Source organism: Deltaproteobacteria bacterium, assembly GCA_040223695.1.
Lineage (GTDB): Bacteria > Desulfobacterota_D > UBA1144 > Nemesobacterales > UBA2774 > JAVKFU01.
In genome coordinates this window covers 736,409-752,137 of record JAVKFU010000015.1, presented here as the reverse complement: position 1 = coordinate 752,137, position 15,729 = coordinate 736,409, and the positions used below count along the sequence as shown (strand labels likewise).

Sequence of the window (15,729 nt, the reverse complement as noted above, 5' to 3'; positions counted from 1 at the left end):
AAACGTCCTTAAACCGTAAATCTCAGTATGGCGCCTACTCCCTGAATCTGCTTTTTCAGCTCGTCGCCGGAAACTATTTCGACCTCACCGCCCTGACCGAAAGCTCCTTCGATCGCGCGGTCCACCAGATCCTGGACGGGAAGCGCCTCTTTATTCTCAGGGCATCCGTCTTTGCCGTCAATTGAGATTTGTCCCGACTCCGGGCATATGAAACCGGGCTGACTGAAACCTTCGGCGACGAGTAGTACGCGAACCTGGCCGTTAAGGAGCGCGTTCCATGAGGATTTGATCCCGTCGAGCGCATAACCGTTTGAGAGTTTCTCGCTGAACTCCTGGATGAGCTTCTCCTGCCTGTCCGCTATGGCCGCCTCTACCGCGTCAAGGGTCTCTTCCGCAACCTGTGAAGGCTTTACTCTATCCATATCCGTTGATATGGCGCCCGCGAGCTTGTCCTCCAGGCTCGAGTGAAGATGATGGGAAAACTCGGAGATATTCTCGTCCGTTCCCCCGAGAATCAGCCAGTGAAATTTCATTTCCCTGTAGTAATCGAGAACCTTTTCGGCAATGTATTTATAGTGTTGGTGTATCTCGTTCTCTATCGTCCGGTTAAAGCCGTATTCTCCGAAACCCTGCGCTACGTTTGCGTAGCCCGAAGCACTTGGGGACATCTTTTTAAACTGACTTTCCGGGCTGTGGAACTTCGTAGTCCGGGAAGCCGCAGGGTAAAAATAATCGAGTATTTCGCTCACGCCGCTGCTGTCGAGCTTGAATATCCTGGCTTTTTTCCTGTCCACGAGAACGGTTACTATGTGAGTGTATTCGTCCTCGACCTTTATTAGCTGACCGATGACAGCGGATCGGTCCGCTACGAGCTGATTTCGGTATACGTACGGGAGCTTGAGAACCTCCCACAGCCCTTTTTCGGAGCAGGAGAAAACGGCGATGCCCCTGCACTCGGTTAAATTGTCGGGGTCGTCAATGAAACCGGTTATCTTTGCTATATCTTTCTCGACCGATTCGGCCGCTTCTTTCGACAGGCTCCTGCTTTCCTGGTCTTCCCTCAGATTCTTTATCATGTTTTTAAGCTTGATCGTGTATATGAAATTTTCCCTCTCACGCGGGCCGAGCTTAAGGTAGAGGGACGTGATCGGATATTCATCGTTCGGGTATCCGCTCAGCTTGATTATTGTTTCTTCGATACTCATAACTCGCTCCTCGTTGTGATATTTTCTCAGAGCAGGGTGCGCGACTGCCCTCGTCGTACATATAACATCATACCAGAATGAGGGATGTTTTCGAGACGGTAAATTTAGTGATAAGTGACGTCAACTGTATTTATATAGCGCGTACGGAATCATGTATCCGCTTTGATGCGCGGTTCCGCCAGGGCCGGGCGGCGAGCGGGGGCTCGGGGTAACGCCGGGTATGTAAATTGTTACACAGACCGGGTGCCGAGTCACTCCCAAGTAGTTACAAGCGAGCTCTTAAGGAGCGGGGGCAACGGCGTATTCAAGCGCTCAATCAGGGTTCTCCCTTCTTCGATATTTGTTGAATTAAGCGCGTGAACTCTCCGCAATTATATAATGGCGCGATTCTCGGGTAAAATATAAGTCCGTTAGTGAAACTTCCCAGTCCTCAGTCGGGTGTGAAATCCCGTGACCTGCTACACTGAACACGTGCATGACGGGCATTTAGAATTTACGTTAATTGTGTCTCATTAATATTTGCCGTCCATGAGATTCCGGGTAATTATTTCAGAAACTACTTTATAGGTACTATCATTTTGCGCATATGTGATTATACTAACGTATTAAGACTTTAGTATGGGGTCGCTAAAGATTGATAGCTCCTAGGTTTATCAAGAAAACTACCAAAGTAGTATTTACACATTTCCTTGATTATCATAGTCTATTAATGGGGTTATATTAATCTTTACTTTTATTTAGTTCTAACAAATCTTTGTTATAGAAGAGGCAACTGTTGTTTTATTTCACAAACGGTTCGGGAGTGACTACCGAAACCGAACAAAACTTCAGATACGGAGTCTATCGCGCAGCAGAGTGTGATAGCTCTAACCCTGGTCTTACTTCGCTCTCTTGGGAAAAGATTACATTCAAGTTTAAAAAAGTATTTGTATCTATCGGATTGATTGAATTATTCTCACAGCTGCCCCGGGGAATTTATGTTTGCGTGACAGCAAGATTAAAAATAATCGGGTGAATGAAAAAATCATCAATTACGGTAGCGAGACAGGCATAATATTCAAGTAGTCTTAGAAATAGGTTTGCTAAATAGCTGTATTGGTATTAAGCGCCGGGTTTCAGAAAAATATTCACGGCGAAGAATATTTATAATGAAGAATATTTATAATATAGTTCCTATGATACGTTGTTTAAATTCTATACAGTTCTTACTGTACCGTTTTATACAATCATATAAATTAAAACAATCTCAGTGTTCTTATTTAATCCGCAACATAGCACAAAGATTTAATAAGTACCCCGCGTTCGTATTCTGGCACGTAGGTTGCATTCATTAATATATAGAATATATCAGACGGTCGTATTGAATATACAAAATGAATATAAGCACCGAAGCTATGAAAATAACTCCTGAAGGCGAGCGAGCATCGGATCGTATTCACAATCCGAATAAGCGCAATCTGAAGAAGCTTAATCTGGTGTTCGAAATAAATGCCAGATACGAATTTGTATACTTTGACCCCAAAATTAGGAATGTTCTCGACTACGAGGCGGATGAGTTGCGGGGTAAGAACTTCTTGCAGCATGTTCATCCGGACGAAAGCGAATATATAAATACCGAGTTTGGTAAATCTCTTGAGGTTTTTTCAAACATACTGGATATAGAATATAACGAATTTGAAATGGACAATGTTTTTAACCTCATAAAAAAAGAGAAGGTTGCCCCGTTTCTGGAAAAATTTTCTAAAACATTCAGAACCCTGTCCGCAAATGACCCGATCACCTACAGATTCAAGCAGAAGAACGGAGATTATTGCTGGCTTGAAAGCGTGGTAACCCCTGTTCTTAATCCGGACGGCGGAATCGGTATAACGGTCCGGTCCCGGGATCTTACGGATCTCATCAAGGTGCAGGAATCGCTTAAGTTCAGCCTGAGAAAGCTGAGCAAGAAAAGTAGATATGAAAACATAATAAGAACCATTACTCAGGATGTGCACAGTTCGATCGATTTACAGGAAGTATTCGATAATGCCGTGGATGCGATTCATAGAAATGTGGCTGGGGCGGAGAATGTTTCAATACACATAATCGACGGTGAGAATGCTGTTATTAAATCCTACAGGGGGTACCCGGATACGTTTGTAGATAGAATAAAAGTGATTCCCTACCCGAAAGACTATACCTGGAAAACCATAATCGATGAAAAGCTCATATACTGTGCAGATGTCGACCGGGATTCTGTTGTCGGAAGAGTCGGAAGGGAAATCGGAGTCAAGAGCTATTTATCAATGCCCATTCATTCCAGAAATAGCGTACTGGGTGTGATAAATATCAGTTCAACCCAGAAAGATATATTTTATGAAGACGAGCTGGTGCTGCTTGAGCTAATCTCAAGGCAAATAGAAACCGCTATTAACAACGCTCGAAAGGCGGAAAAGCTGAGAAAGAGTGAAGAGAGATTCAGGACCCTGTTTGAGAATGTGCCTACAGGTGTATACAGAATTACTCCCTACGGACAGATACTTGATGCAAATCCGGCGTTCATCGCTATGCTGGGTTATTCGTCTATGGAGGAATTTGCCGTACATGAGATTGAAAACCAGCATTTCAGATCCGATACTGCCTGGAGGAAGGTCAAGAACATTCTGGATAGGGACGGGGAGATCAAGGGCATGGAATCCGTATGGAATAAACGGGACGCGACGGAGATATATGTCCTGGAAAATATTACGGTGATAAAAACCAATGACGGGAAAATCCTTTTTTATGAGGGGACAGTCGAAGATATAACAGAGCGGAAGGTTGCCGAAGACAAGTTAAAAGAAATAAATATGAATTTGGAAAAGGAGATCGGCAAAAGAACCAATGAATTGACAAACGCCAACGAATCACTGCGTAAGGAAATAAAAGAGAGAAGAATTAAAGAATACGAGCTTAAGAACTCTTATAAACAATTGCGCGCGCTGACGAAACACCTGGAATCCGTACGCGAAGAAGAGAGGACCAAAATATCGCGCGAGGTTCACGATGAATTGGGTCAGTCTCTTACAGGGTTAAAGATAGACCTCGGCCTGCTAAGCAAGCAGTTGGACGAAAACGATTACGAATCCCAATTAGGGGAAATAAATGAAAGAATCAAGAGGATGTCGGCTCTGGTGGATTCTAATATTCAGTCGGTTCGCCGAATAGCGATGGAACTGAGGCCCGGAGTCCTCGATGATCTGGGAACCGTTGCCGCGATCGAATGGCAGGCGCAGGATTTTGAGAAGCTGACCGGTATAGAGTGCCGGTTTAACTCTGAAGTCCAGCATATACCGCTTAACCGGGAAGTTTCTACGGCGCTGTTCCGCATGTTTCAGGAGATACTGACAAACGTCGCGCAACATTCCGAGGCTACGATTGTAAACGTGAGTCTGAAAGAGCAAAGCGACAAGTACCTGCTTAAGGTTGAAGATAACGGAGTCGGGATCTTAGAGGAATCTATTACCGCTCCGCAGTCTCTGGGATTGCTCGGTATGAAGGAACGCGCCTTGATTTTCGGAGGTACTATAAACATTACAGGAAAACCTAAAAAGGGAACCGCGGTATTGGTTGGTGTTCCCAAAGGGAGGTGCACAAATGATTAGAGTTCTGATTGCAGACGATCATCCGGTGGTTAGACTGGGTTTGAAAATGATTCTGCAGAAGGAGCCCGATATCTCCGTACACAACGAGGCCAGAACGGCCCGTGAAGCCCTGGAGCTCGTTCATAGTACGGATTTCGACATTGTGCTGCTCGACATATCGCTGCCTGACCGGAACGGGCTCGAAGTACTGCGTCAATTGAAAAACGAGTGTCCGGAAATCAGCGTGCTGGTCATAAGCATGCATTCGGAGGATTTATACGCCGTAAGGGTTCTAAAGGAAGGCGCTTGTGGATACATTAACAAGGACAGCGCGCCGGAGGAGCTGGTAAAAGCTGTGAGGAAGGTTGTTTCGGGAGGCAGATATGTAAGCTCTTCTCTCGCTGAAAAACTGGCTTTCGGGCTGGTTAGCGAATCTAACGGTTCTCCTGATGAAGCTCTGTCCAACCGTGAATTTCAGGTTATGTGCATGATAGCCTCGGGAAAAACAGTGAAGGAAATCTCAAATAAATTGTATTTAAGCGAAAAAACCGTAAGCACATACCGGGCGCGTATCATGAAAAAAATGAATATGAAGACAAACGCAGAATTGACAAGTTATAGCATAAAGAACAATTTGATTACCTGATATCTTTTTATGACCTTTATGACCTTTATGACCGGGGCGGGCTGAAAGTCCGTCCTCCAATTTTAAACCCCAGTGTTGTATTCACCCAACAATACAATCCTGCTCTTTTTCCTTCCCTAGCCTCTCGGGGCGGGGCCTCTTCTTTGCATTATTCCACAATACTATAAAAACGGCCATATCTTCTAAAATGATAATTGCTGATTAAGAATTGGCCTGTTTGTAGGACAAACCCTTACAAAATAATTACCGATTCCCCTATAAAAATTGTAGACGTCGTCTGATTTTCAAATGAACGCAGTTCTATTATGCTTTTTTCACGTGTCTGGGAAACGGGAGCAAATGAAGGTATTAGTGGTTGACGATTCGAGGATAATTCGTGACAGGTTAGTAAATTTACTTTCTACAATAAAGGGAGTGGAAACCGTCGCGGAGGCTGAAAATGCGGAGATGGCAATTTCACGTTATCAGACGGACAGACACGAAGTATTAATACTGGACATACGTATGAGAGGAGAAAACGGGATAGAAGTTCTGAAACAGATTAAAAGAGAGCGGAACGCTCCCAAGGTAATCATGCTGACTAACTTTCCCTACTCTCAATACAGAAAAAAATGCATGGAAGAAGGGGCGGATTTTTTTCTTGACAAGTCCACTGAATTTGATGAGATAACTGAAATAATAAGAAATATGGTGAAAGAGCCATGATTAGTTATGAGTTCAGACACGGATTGAAACAAACGGGGCTCAAAAGGACACGAGGGATTAGATGAGCACAATGGCGGATACAAGAAATCTAGCGTCTCAAAATGAGGATATGGTATATCCGGGCGAAGTTTCGGGCGCGTCGGCCGCTAGATCGTGGTATGCGGTTTACACAATCGTGAGACACGAAAAGACCGTCGACTCCCTGCTGTCGAGCAAGAAGATCGAGACATTTTTGCCTTTGAGGGAAGTTATGACTCAATGGAAAGACAGAAGAAAAAAGCTACAGCTTCCGCTTTTCCCCGGATATATATTCGTACGGATATTCGAGAAGGACGCGCAGAGCGTACTGAATATTTTGAATACTAGAGGTGTCGTAAGAATCCTTAGCTCGAACGGAAGCTATGAGAGAGTGTCCGCTCATCAGATAGATTCGATAAGGTGTCTCGTGGACACGAATGTCGAATACGATCCGTATAAATATTTGGTAAAAGGGAAAGAGGTTGTGGTAGTTAACGGGCCGCTCAGTGGTGTAAGCGGAAAGATCGTCGAAAGGAAGGGACAGAACAGGCTCATTGTATCGATAGATATCATTAAGCGTTCTGTTGCCGTAAAAGTGGATCCGGCTGATATAGAGCTTGTATGAAAAGCTATAACTCCGGGTGGGAACAAGTGTGATTTTATAGCTTGTTTTATGTAAGCGAGGTGGCGAAGCTGTGTCAATCATAGGGATAAGGATTACTCAATCGGATAACAATAAGTATATGTGTAATGACTTTCCTTTTAATTTATTCAGGAGGTTATTATGAATAATAAAATATCATTCTTTATTCTTTTCCTGGCGGCCGCGATTGCCGGATGCGGGGGGGGCGGCCGGACAGTAAACACGCCTCAGACGTCCCGGCAGGACTACCAGGCTCCTCAAGAAGTCGAAAATATTAATTCCCGGCTTATTTCACAATCTATTCCTGCGAACACGGCCACGCCCGCAGGATATCTGATAGGACCCGCAGACCTTCTCGAGATAAGGGTATTTGAGTCTGACAGATTGACCACCACCACTCGTGTGAGCTCCAGGGGAGAAATCACCATACCACTTCTGAACAGTGTCTATGTAGAAGGACTCACCGCAAGGGATGCGGAGGTAAAGATAGAAAACATGCTCAGAGACGGCGAGTATATAGATGATCCTCATGTGGGTATATTCGTGACAGAGCACAAGAGCAAGGTTGTTTCCGTGCTGGGGTATGTAAACAGTCCTGGGGTCTACGAGCTGATCGGCAGTAGGACGCTGCTTGATGCTCTGGCATCCGCGCAGGGCTTGAACGATAAGGCTGGAACACTGGTTTATGTGACGAGGAATGAAAAAGACGGAAGTAAGAATTCTTATCTTGTGGATCTGGACGAGCTTCTTTCCAGTCAGAATCCCGAAGCTAATCTAGAAATTAAACCCGGGGACCTGGTGTATGTCCCTGAAGCGGCAAACGTCTTTGTTGAGGGCGCTGTGGTCAACCCCGGCGCGTATCCTATCAATGAAGGGAAGACGACGCTTAGCGAGGCTGTAGTAATGGCGGGCGGAGTAATGAGTGTTGCGGATAAAGGGGACGTAAAGCTCATTCGCTACCTTGGAAACGGCAGAAAAGAGGTTGTGGATGTCGATCTGGAGAGAATCCGGAACGGCGAGGAATCGGACCCGCTGTTAAACGAAAAAGACGCCGTAATTGTAGGAGCCAGCGGTATAAAGAGCTTTTTCTACGGGCTCAATTTTAACGTGTTCGGAATAGGTGGAGTAGGTTACAATCCGCCTGACAGATGATCAGAGGGCGAGGGAGATTATAAATTATGGATGACAAATTAAATAGACCTGGGAGACAGATTACAAAAGTCGAAGTCGTTGATGTTGATGAGCGGAGAAAAGATATACATCCCGCTCTACAGGAATCGGACTATGATTTGTACCTGGAAGAGTCGTCTAGCCTGAATGACTACATAAACGTTATCAAACGGAGAAAAAAGGTCGTATTGGCGTGTCTCTTCATATCGGTCTTCATAGTGGGGATTGCCTCACTCATGATGCAGAAAATATATAAAGCCGCGGCAACAGTCGAAATCGCGCCGGAAGACCCAAAGATAACGGGTTTTCAGGAAGTAATGGAACTAAAAACACAGGCACAGGACGAGTTCTACGAGACCCAGTACAAGTTATTAAGAAGCAGGTCTCTGGCAAGAGAGGTAATCAACAAATTAGATCTGAAATCTCACCCGGAATTCGACGTTAACAAAAAGCCCGGACTTCTGGCAATCGTAAAAAGTTCAATAACAGCTCCTATAAAGAAAATTCTGCCCGGCGGGAAAGACGAATACCCCATTGAACAGCAAAAGGAGCTTACCGAGCAGGAGAAGCTGGTTAACGCTTTTTTAGGCAGGGTTAAGGTTACCCCCGACAGGGAATCGAGGCTCGTTGACGTTAGTTTTGAGAGCGCCGATCCCAAGCTTTCCGCTGAGGCCGTAAATACTCTGGCGGATCAATACATCGAATGGGTATTGGAAAAGAAACTCGGGGTGACGAAGTCAGCGGTTGCTTCGCTGACCAATCAGCTGAAAACGGTAAAGGAGAAGCTTGAAAAAACCCAGGACGAACTCAGCGAATTCGCCAAGAAATGGGACATAGTCTCTCTGGACAAGGATCTCAACCTCACCTATAAACAGCTCGGCGATTTAAACGACGCTCTGGCGAAAGCGGAAACAGATAGACTTGCGCAGGAAGCAATCTACGAAGAGGCGAAAGCCGGGAACTATGAGCTGTTGCCGCAGGTTATAAATGATCCTTCGATTCGTCAGCTCAAAACTGAATACGTGAGACTTAAATCCCAGTACGATAATCTCGATGCGAGGTACGGCGCGAATTACCCTGAGATGAAAGAGATCGGGGCGCAGGTCGTAAGGATTCAATACGAAATAGAGAGCCAGTTAAATGAAATCGCTCAGAGTATTAAAAAAGGCTATCAGGCTGCCAAGAAAAAAGAAGACATACTCAGGCAGAGGGCGGATGTGCAGAAAGCCCGGGCCGGGGAATTAAATGAGCTTGCAACCCAGTACCAGGTTCTGGACGGAGAGGTGAATTCGAATAAAACTATTTACCAGAACCTTCTTCAGAGGCTCAAGGAAACCGAGGTAACATCGGGGATAAGGGCTTCAAACGTGCAGGTCATCGATTATGCTTTCCCCCCGCTCCATCCATATAAGCCGAAAATCCTGTTTAATGTTTTAATCGCGGCTATCATGGGTTTAATGACGGGCGTAATGCTGGCATTCGGGTTTGAGCACTTCGACAGAACTATCCGTGACGAGGAAGACATCAGAAAGAGATTCCCGATTCCGTTTATGGGCAAGATACCCGCAGCAAGCGGCAGCGAGGTAGGAGTTCTTGACAAGATTGTTTACACGAACCCGCTCTCCAAAATATCTGAAGCCTTCAGGGTGCTTAAAACTTCCGTTTTATATACAGCGCGAAATGAGAGCGCTCCCAAGTCGCTTCTCGTAACAAGCACTCAGCCGCTCGAGGGGAAGACCACAATATCCTGCAACCTGGCGCTTACCATGGTTCAGTCGGGATTAAAGGTAATCCTGGTCGACGCGGATTTGAGGAGGCCCAGTCTTCATAAAATTTTCATGGAGAACATTAAGAACGGGAATGGACTCAGCACATATCTGACCGGTGCTGAAAATATCGAGAATATTGTTTACCATACGGAAATCGATGGCCTGGATGTAATACCGGCAGGCCCCATAATGCCTAATCCTGCAGATCTTATCGATTCCAAGCCGATGAAAAAATTAATTGAGCGTTTGGTCAAAGACTACGATAACGTAATACTGGACGGTATCCCGGTCATGGAGCTGGCGGATACCCGTCTTCTTTCGAGACAGGTGGATAGTGTGCTACTCGTCGCGAGCGTGGGGATTGCCCACAGAGATGGTTTCAGGAACAGCCTGGAAGAGCTCAGGAAAGTCGGAGCGAGAATTATCGGTGTCGTCATAAACAGAATTGATATTGGAAGCACGTACGCGGGCTCCTATGACTACTATTACATGACGGACGAAAATGAAAAGAAAAGGTCAAAGAAAATAACCTTAAATCAGAGAAGGTCATAAGATTATAGACCTATACAAATTACTGTAGCATTCAGATCGATATTGAACGATTGAAAATCATTTTTCCCGGACGTACTTTGTAAATCAGCGCTTCACTATAAACCGGAGAGACCAGCAGCGAAGGAGTGTGAACAGTGAATACAAACGAGATCAAAAAGATTCCGAAACCGTGGGGCCACGAGATATGGTGGGCCCTTACAGATAAATACGTAGGGAAGATACTACATGTCAGAAAGGGTGAGTCTCTGAGCTATCAGTACCATGAAGTAAAGGACGAGACTATACTCCTTTACAGCGGCCGGATGACGCTCGAAATAGAAGAATCGGGTAAAGAGAAAGAGGAAGTGACCTTGCTTCCCGGCGAATCGGTAAGAATTACGCCCTTTACCAAGCATCGCATGATAGCGAAAGAAGATTGCGATATATTCGAGGTGTCTACGCCCGAAGTAGATGACGTAGTGAGACTCGAAGACAGATACGGCAGGGTTTGAAACGCTGCCGGGAAGTCACTGTCTATTTCCGAGTTTCGCGAATTCTTCGTTTTATAATCCCTTGAGCACAAGGAAAAACACGATTACGAATCCGAGTGGATCTCAGAGTCAGGAGTAATCATGAACCTGCTTAACTTAAAAACACAAGAGCGTTATTCGAAAGTAGTGTTTTATAATCGCGCCGAGGAAAATTGGCAATGGTCGAATACCGCCAATTTGTTAATCGATATATTTTTTATTCTCATCAGCACTTCTCTGGTTTTCTATATACGGTTTGCCTCTGCGCTCTATGTAGAAAGTCTTGTAACGAATAGCTGGGTTTCATTCACGAGTTACGAATTCTTTCCTAATTACGTCGGTTTCCTTGTGCTCTACATTGCGCTTATTGTGCTTCTTTTCAAAAACTACGAGCTATATCACATGCGTTTGGACAGGTTATGGGTGGATGAAGCGCTGCTGGTGTTCAAAAGTGTATCCATAGCCACGCTCATAATGATGGTGGTCATGTATCTGTCCAAGCAGCAGGTATCCAGGTTCGTCGTGCTTTTTAGCTGGGCGCTCAATATTTTTATGCTGGCGGGATGGAGATACGTCGGACATAAAAGGGTTGAAAGAAATATAAAAAATGGCGACGGGTTGAGAAGGGTTCTAATTGTCGGCGCCGGAAGAGTGGGACAAAAGCTTGCTAATATACTTCAAAATAATAATCATCTCGGGTTAGAGGTAAAGGGTTTTGTCGATGATTTTAAACGGGGTGAGGGTATTCTGGGCCGGATAAGCGATGTGCCCCAGATTTTACAGAGTCAGTTTATTGACGAGGTGTATGTCACTATACCTTCCGAGAGAGAACTGGTAAAAACCGTTGCCAAAGAGGCATTGAGCCATAAAGCCGATATAAAGGTCATACCGGATCTCCTTGACGGTATTGTCCCGCAGAGTCGTCCTCTGTCTATCGGATTCTTCGGCGATCTGCCCATAATGGAAATATACAGGAAGCCTATACCGGAGCTGGGTCTTTTTATTAAAAGGGTGATGGATCTCGCATGCGGTCTAGCTATGTTTGTCGTTACGCTTCCGGTTCTTATAGCTGTTGCCATTATAATTAAAATAGACTCTCCGGACGGGCCCGTTATTTATTGCTCCAAGCGAGTGGGCAAGAAGGGGAAATTCTTTAATTGCTACAAGTTCCGCACGATGTCGGCGAACGCAGACGATCTCAAGGACGAGCTCCGGGAACTCAATGAGAGAAGCGGTCCTTTTTTCAAGATAAAGGATGATCCGCGTATTACTAAGGTAGGAAAGTTTCTGAGAAAATACAGCCTGGACGAGTTTCCGCAGATGTTCAACCTTATAAACGGGGACATGAGTCTCGTCGGGCCGAGACCTCACCCTCTCGATGACTTTAAACTCTATGATCTCGAGGGTTATCGGAGACTCGATGTGAAACCCGGAATAACGAGCCTCTGGGCGGTGGAGGCTAGAAACGATCCTTCTTTCGAACTTAATATGGAGCTTGACCTGTTTTACATTGAAAACTGGAGCATATGGCTGGATATAAAAATTCTCTTGAAAACCGTTCCCACTGTGCTGAAAGGCTCCGGTATATAAACGGATATTGATTCCAGAGCAATTCACGTAGTATCGGCATCACATCACAGAAGTATTTAAGTAACCTGCGACTCCAATGCATAATCTCTTAAAAAATATCCGCTTCGGAATAAACAGCACTGTTGGCAAAAACATTATATCACTCTACTTGCTGCAGATTTCCTATTATGTTCTGCCGCTCATAACTGTTCCGTATCTTGTTCGTGTTTTAGGGCCGGAGAAATTCGGACTGGTAGCTTTCGGGCAAAGCCTGATAACATTTTTCGTATTAATTGTTAACTACGGCTTCGATCTTACGGCGACAAGAGAAATTTCGGTAAAGCGGAGAAGCAATGAGGTAGTGAGTGGTATCGCGTGCAGTGTCTGGTCCGCGAAAACCATCCTGTGCTCTTTTGGACTGGTTGTTCTTCTTTTGACGATCTTGTTTGTGCCGAAAATGAGCCAGAATTCCCTCCTGTTGCTAATTTTATTCGGCATAGCAATCGGTAATTTGCTCTTTCCAAACTGGCTTTTCCTCGGACTGGAGAGGATGAAGGCTATATCGGTAATTAATTTGTCGATGCGTTCGGTAACTACCGCTGGGGTCTTTATTCTTATTCGAAACCCCGATGATTATTTGATTTACGCAGGGCTTCTTTCATTTCAGTGGATATTTGCCGGAATCGCGGGTGTTGTGTTTGCAATCGTAAGACTTAAGATTCGTATAAAAGTTCCAAGCCTCTCGCAGATTTTTGAAGTTCTATCAAACGGATGGACATTGTTTTTGTCTAACATCGCTCAAAGCATTTACTATTCGGGAAATAGCTTCATTTTAGGTATGTTGACAAATTATACCGCAGTGGGGTATTACAGCGCGGCAGAGAAAATCGCGCTTTCCCTTCTAGGCCTCTTCAGACCGATGGCTCAGGCAGTTTATCCAAGGTTTAGCCGGATGGCTTCATCGTCCAAAAACTCGGTTCTTTTCTGGGGAAAAAGATTGATATTCGTCATGGGCGGCCTGGGCTTTGTAGCAGCTATAACCGTATTTTTAGGCGCGCCATTGATTGTGAGAATAGTTTTAGGACCCGGCTACGAACCTTCGATAATCGTCCTGCAGATTCTGTCCCTGTTGCCGTTTCTTGCGGCCCTTTCAGATGTGTTGAGCATACAGATCATGCTACCTTTCAGCAAGGACAGATTTTATACTCTCATTCGCGTATTCACAGCCTCTTTACATGTTGTGATCGCCCTATTACTTATTCCCAGATTCAATATCGCCGGCATGGCCAGTACTCTGATTATAAGCCAGACTCTTATATTGGCTTCTACTTTCATGTTTCTATCACACTGGAAGCTCACCCCTTTTCATCACGAAGCCGATGAGAAGATGCCTACGAGTACTGTAAAGTCCAGAACCTGATCCGGGACGGAAAAGCGCGTAATATCCGACACGGGCGCGAACAATACTTCAACAAATCTGTTAAATCAGGAATGAAGGAAAGCGGACATTACAATGAAAATGAAGAAAATAATCAGAACGAATGATAAATGCGAGAAATGTGACGGCTTTCTTGTATTCGAGGTCATGAACGAGTTTCTTGATGACAGCAACAATGAAACCCGGGCGGGTGTATGGAAATGCACTCTATGTGAAAGGACGACATTAGGGCTAGTTGTCAGAAATCTCGAGATAAAAGCCGCCGCCGGAGAATAGGTCCCGGGTTTCAATTCCGGAACACCATTTCTTTAATTATTTTTCGTCTGAGCAAGTGTATGGACTTGGCATTAGTAAAATCCTTGGCTCATAAAGGAGGTCATTACGAGGATTTAACCCGCAGCTTAGCCGGTGGTTTTTCAGACAGAGTAATATCTGTAACAGCCGCGGCTTTTCGCGGATTCCCGTTCGCGAGTATCCGTCCTTAAGAAACCAGAGCGGTGAAGACATTCTTTGATTTGAGCGAAAATAAACGGGACGAGATAATAAGAAACGTAATGAGCCATGAGGGCTTCTTGTCCGAGGGACATGTAGTCGCGGAGTGCATAAACCTGTTTAAAAGGAAAGGAGGAATCTCGGTTTGAAAAAGGAAAGGGAGTTGTTGTCTGAGATGAAAGTGGCATGGCTGATCCCATCAATGGAAAGGGGATTTTGCTGGCTTCCTGTGCTCGAGAAACTCTCTAACCTGTTTCCCGAAACTACTGTATATACCGGTCTCGGGCCTTTGGACCAATCCATACGTAACTTGAAATTTAAACTCAAAATTGTTGGAAAGACAAGGTTTTTCAGATATCGGAGGAAGAAGAAATCTCATTACGATAAGGGGATTATAATTCTTTCTCCCTACATTATATTTCATCTATTAAAATTTTCTCCTAAAGTCATTTTTACTCATGCGTTTTCTGTCTGGACAATCATTGCTTTACTTCTTAAACCGTTTATGGGGTGGCGAATAATTATAGCCTATGACGGCAGCGCTCCTACTGTAGATGCCAGAAAGTCGAGGTTGCGCCTCTTTGGACGCAAATTAATGACTCTGCTATCCGATTCTCTAATGACAAATTCAGATTCCGGGAAGACGTATCTTGTTCAAATACTAAAAGCGAAGAAAGAGCTTGTGTTCGTCCGTCCATATATGGTATCGGATATTAAGTACCTGTCTCAGAAAGAAATAAGCGTCAAGAGTATGCTCGGAGATATTAAGCGGCCTGTATTTCTATACGCTGGATTGCTGATCCAGCGTAAGGGTCTTAACTACCTCATAGAAGCCCTTGGTATTTTAAAAAGAGAGGGGTGCGATAATTACACATTGGTTATTGTCGGGGATGGCCCAATGCGAAAAGAGCTCCGAGATATGGTAAAAAAAGAAGGGTTAGATGAACGTGTCATTTGGATTGGGTGGGTTGAATACGCGAGTCTGGGAAGCTATTTGGCTTTTGCCGATGTATTTGTATTTCCTACATTGGAAGACTTATGGGGCACAGTAGTGCTTGAAGCTATGGCTTTTGCAAATCCGGTCGTGTGTTCTGAACTGGCCGGATCGGTGGAGATGGTCAAAGACGGAGAAAATGGTTATAGATTTAATCCGGCTCATGATAAGCCGGAAGTACTGTCAAACATCTTGAGAAAATTCATCGATGATCCTGATCTTATTCAGCGCATGGGGGAGAAGTCAAAAAAAATCGCGTCGCTCCATACACCTGAAGCAGCAGCTAATTATATGAAATATGTTATAGAGTTCGTATTGGGCTACAGGGACAGGGCTTCTATGGAGTTCGGCGAATATACCCAGGAGCAGATTTGACCTGTTAACACAATGAACATATATGAGGATGTCGAAAGAATT

At 44.7% G+C, this 15,729-nt stretch carries 13 protein-coding genes; 12 read left to right on the top strand and 1 reads right to left on the bottom strand.

The features are described 5' to 3' along the window. Window positions 1-8 precede the first annotated feature (8 nt). Window positions 9-1,205, bottom strand: coding sequence for a hypothetical protein (locus RIG61_07730; protein ID MEQ9619052.1), 1,197 nt, complete (start codon window positions 1,203-1,205; stop codon window positions 9-11). Between the two features lie 1,373 nt (window positions 1,206-2,578). On the opposite strand from RIG61_07730, the gene RIG61_07725 reads away from it, so the two are divergent. From RIG61_07725 to RIG61_07670, 12 genes are all read left to right on the top strand, one after another. After that, window positions 2,579-4,828, top strand: coding sequence for a PAS domain S-box protein (locus RIG61_07725; GenBank protein MEQ9619051.1), 2,250 nt, complete (start codon window positions 2,579-2,581; stop codon window positions 4,826-4,828). Beyond that, window positions 4,821-5,453 carry a response regulator transcription factor gene (locus tag RIG61_07720; GenBank protein ID MEQ9619050.1) on the top strand — a complete coding sequence of 211 codons (633 nt, stop codon included), beginning with the start codon at window positions 4,821-4,823 and terminating at the stop codon, window positions 5,451-5,453. The genes RIG61_07725 and RIG61_07720 overlap by 8 nt, the downstream gene beginning before the upstream one ends. Before the next feature lie 339 nt (window positions 5,454-5,792). After that, window positions 5,793-6,158: a response regulator transcription factor gene (locus RIG61_07715; GenBank protein ID MEQ9619049.1), complete on the top strand. Its 366-nt coding sequence runs from the start codon at window positions 5,793-5,795 to the stop codon at window positions 6,156-6,158. 61 nt (window positions 6,159-6,219) lie between these two features. Beyond that, window positions 6,220-6,801, top strand: a complete 582-nt coding sequence (locus RIG61_07710; protein ID MEQ9619048.1) for a UpxY family transcription antiterminator — start codon at window positions 6,220-6,222, stop codon at window positions 6,799-6,801. 159 nt (window positions 6,802-6,960) lie between these two features. Next, window positions 6,961-7,971: a polysaccharide biosynthesis/export family protein gene (locus RIG61_07705; protein ID MEQ9619047.1), complete on the top strand. Its 1,011-nt coding sequence runs from the start codon at window positions 6,961-6,963 to the stop codon at window positions 7,969-7,971. 26 nt (window positions 7,972-7,997) lie between these two features. After that, complete coding sequence (locus RIG61_07700) at window positions 7,998-10,310, top strand: polysaccharide biosynthesis tyrosine autokinase (GenBank protein ID MEQ9619046.1); 2,313 nt, start codon at window positions 7,998-8,000, stop codon at window positions 10,308-10,310. Between the two features lie 134 nt (window positions 10,311-10,444). Then, window positions 10,445-10,801 carry a cupin domain-containing protein gene (locus RIG61_07695; GenBank protein ID MEQ9619045.1) on the top strand — a complete coding sequence of 119 codons (357 nt, stop codon included), beginning with the start codon at window positions 10,445-10,447 and terminating at the stop codon, window positions 10,799-10,801. A gap of 120 nt (window positions 10,802-10,921) precedes the next feature. Beyond that, entirely contained in the window at window positions 10,922-12,409 is a 1,488-nt protein-coding gene (locus RIG61_07690) for a sugar transferase (GenBank protein ID MEQ9619044.1), read from the top strand. Window positions 12,410-12,485: 76 nt separating this feature from the next. Further along, window positions 12,486-13,808, top strand: coding sequence for a flippase (locus tag RIG61_07685; protein MEQ9619043.1), 1,323 nt, complete (start codon window positions 12,486-12,488; stop codon window positions 13,806-13,808). Window positions 13,809-13,901: 93 nt separating this feature from the next. Continuing rightward, complete coding sequence (locus RIG61_07680) at window positions 13,902-14,102, top strand: hypothetical protein (protein MEQ9619042.1); 201 nt, start codon at window positions 13,902-13,904, stop codon at window positions 14,100-14,102. A 239-nt stretch (window positions 14,103-14,341) separates the two neighbouring features. Next, entirely contained in the window at window positions 14,342-14,467 is a 126-nt protein-coding gene (locus tag RIG61_07675; protein ID MEQ9619041.1) for a hypothetical protein, read from the top strand. Then, window positions 14,464-15,687 (top strand): glycosyltransferase family 4 protein, encoded by a 1,224-nt coding sequence (locus RIG61_07670; protein MEQ9619040.1) that lies wholly within the window; start codon window positions 14,464-14,466, stop codon window positions 15,685-15,687. The genes RIG61_07675 and RIG61_07670 overlap by 4 nt, the downstream gene beginning before the upstream one ends. Window positions 15,688-15,729: the final 42 nt, after the last annotated feature.

What these genes read in the sequence shown, in the direction of transcription:
- RIG61_07700 (MEQ9619046.1), top strand. Translation starts at nt 7,998, where the DNA reads ATGGATGACAAATTAAATAGACCTGGGAGACAGATTACAAAAGTCGAA.
- RIG61_07690 (MEQ9619044.1), top strand. Translation starts at nt 10,922, where the DNA reads ATGAACCTGCTTAACTTAAAAACACAAGAGCGTTATTCGAAAGTAGTG.
- RIG61_07680 (MEQ9619042.1), top strand. Translation starts at nt 13,902, where the DNA reads ATGAAAATGAAGAAAATAATCAGAACGAATGATAAATGCGAGAAATGT.
- RIG61_07715 (MEQ9619049.1), top strand. Translation starts at nt 5,793, where the DNA reads ATGAAGGTATTAGTGGTTGACGATTCGAGGATAATTCGTGACAGGTTA.
- RIG61_07685 (MEQ9619043.1), top strand. Translation starts at nt 12,486, where the DNA reads ATGCATAATCTCTTAAAAAATATCCGCTTCGGAATAAACAGCACTGTT.
- RIG61_07725 (MEQ9619051.1), top strand. Translation starts at nt 2,579, where the DNA reads ATGAATATAAGCACCGAAGCTATGAAAATAACTCCTGAAGGCGAGCGA.
- RIG61_07720 (MEQ9619050.1), top strand. Translation starts at nt 4,821, where the DNA reads ATGATTAGAGTTCTGATTGCAGACGATCATCCGGTGGTTAGACTGGGT.
- RIG61_07710 (MEQ9619048.1), top strand. Translation starts at nt 6,220, where the DNA reads ATGAGCACAATGGCGGATACAAGAAATCTAGCGTCTCAAAATGAGGAT.
- RIG61_07705 (MEQ9619047.1), top strand. Translation starts at nt 6,961, where the DNA reads ATGAATAATAAAATATCATTCTTTATTCTTTTCCTGGCGGCCGCGATT.
- RIG61_07730 (MEQ9619052.1), bottom strand. Translation starts at nt 1,205, where the DNA reads ATGAGTATCGAAGAAACAATAATCAAGCTGAGCGGATACCCGAACGAT.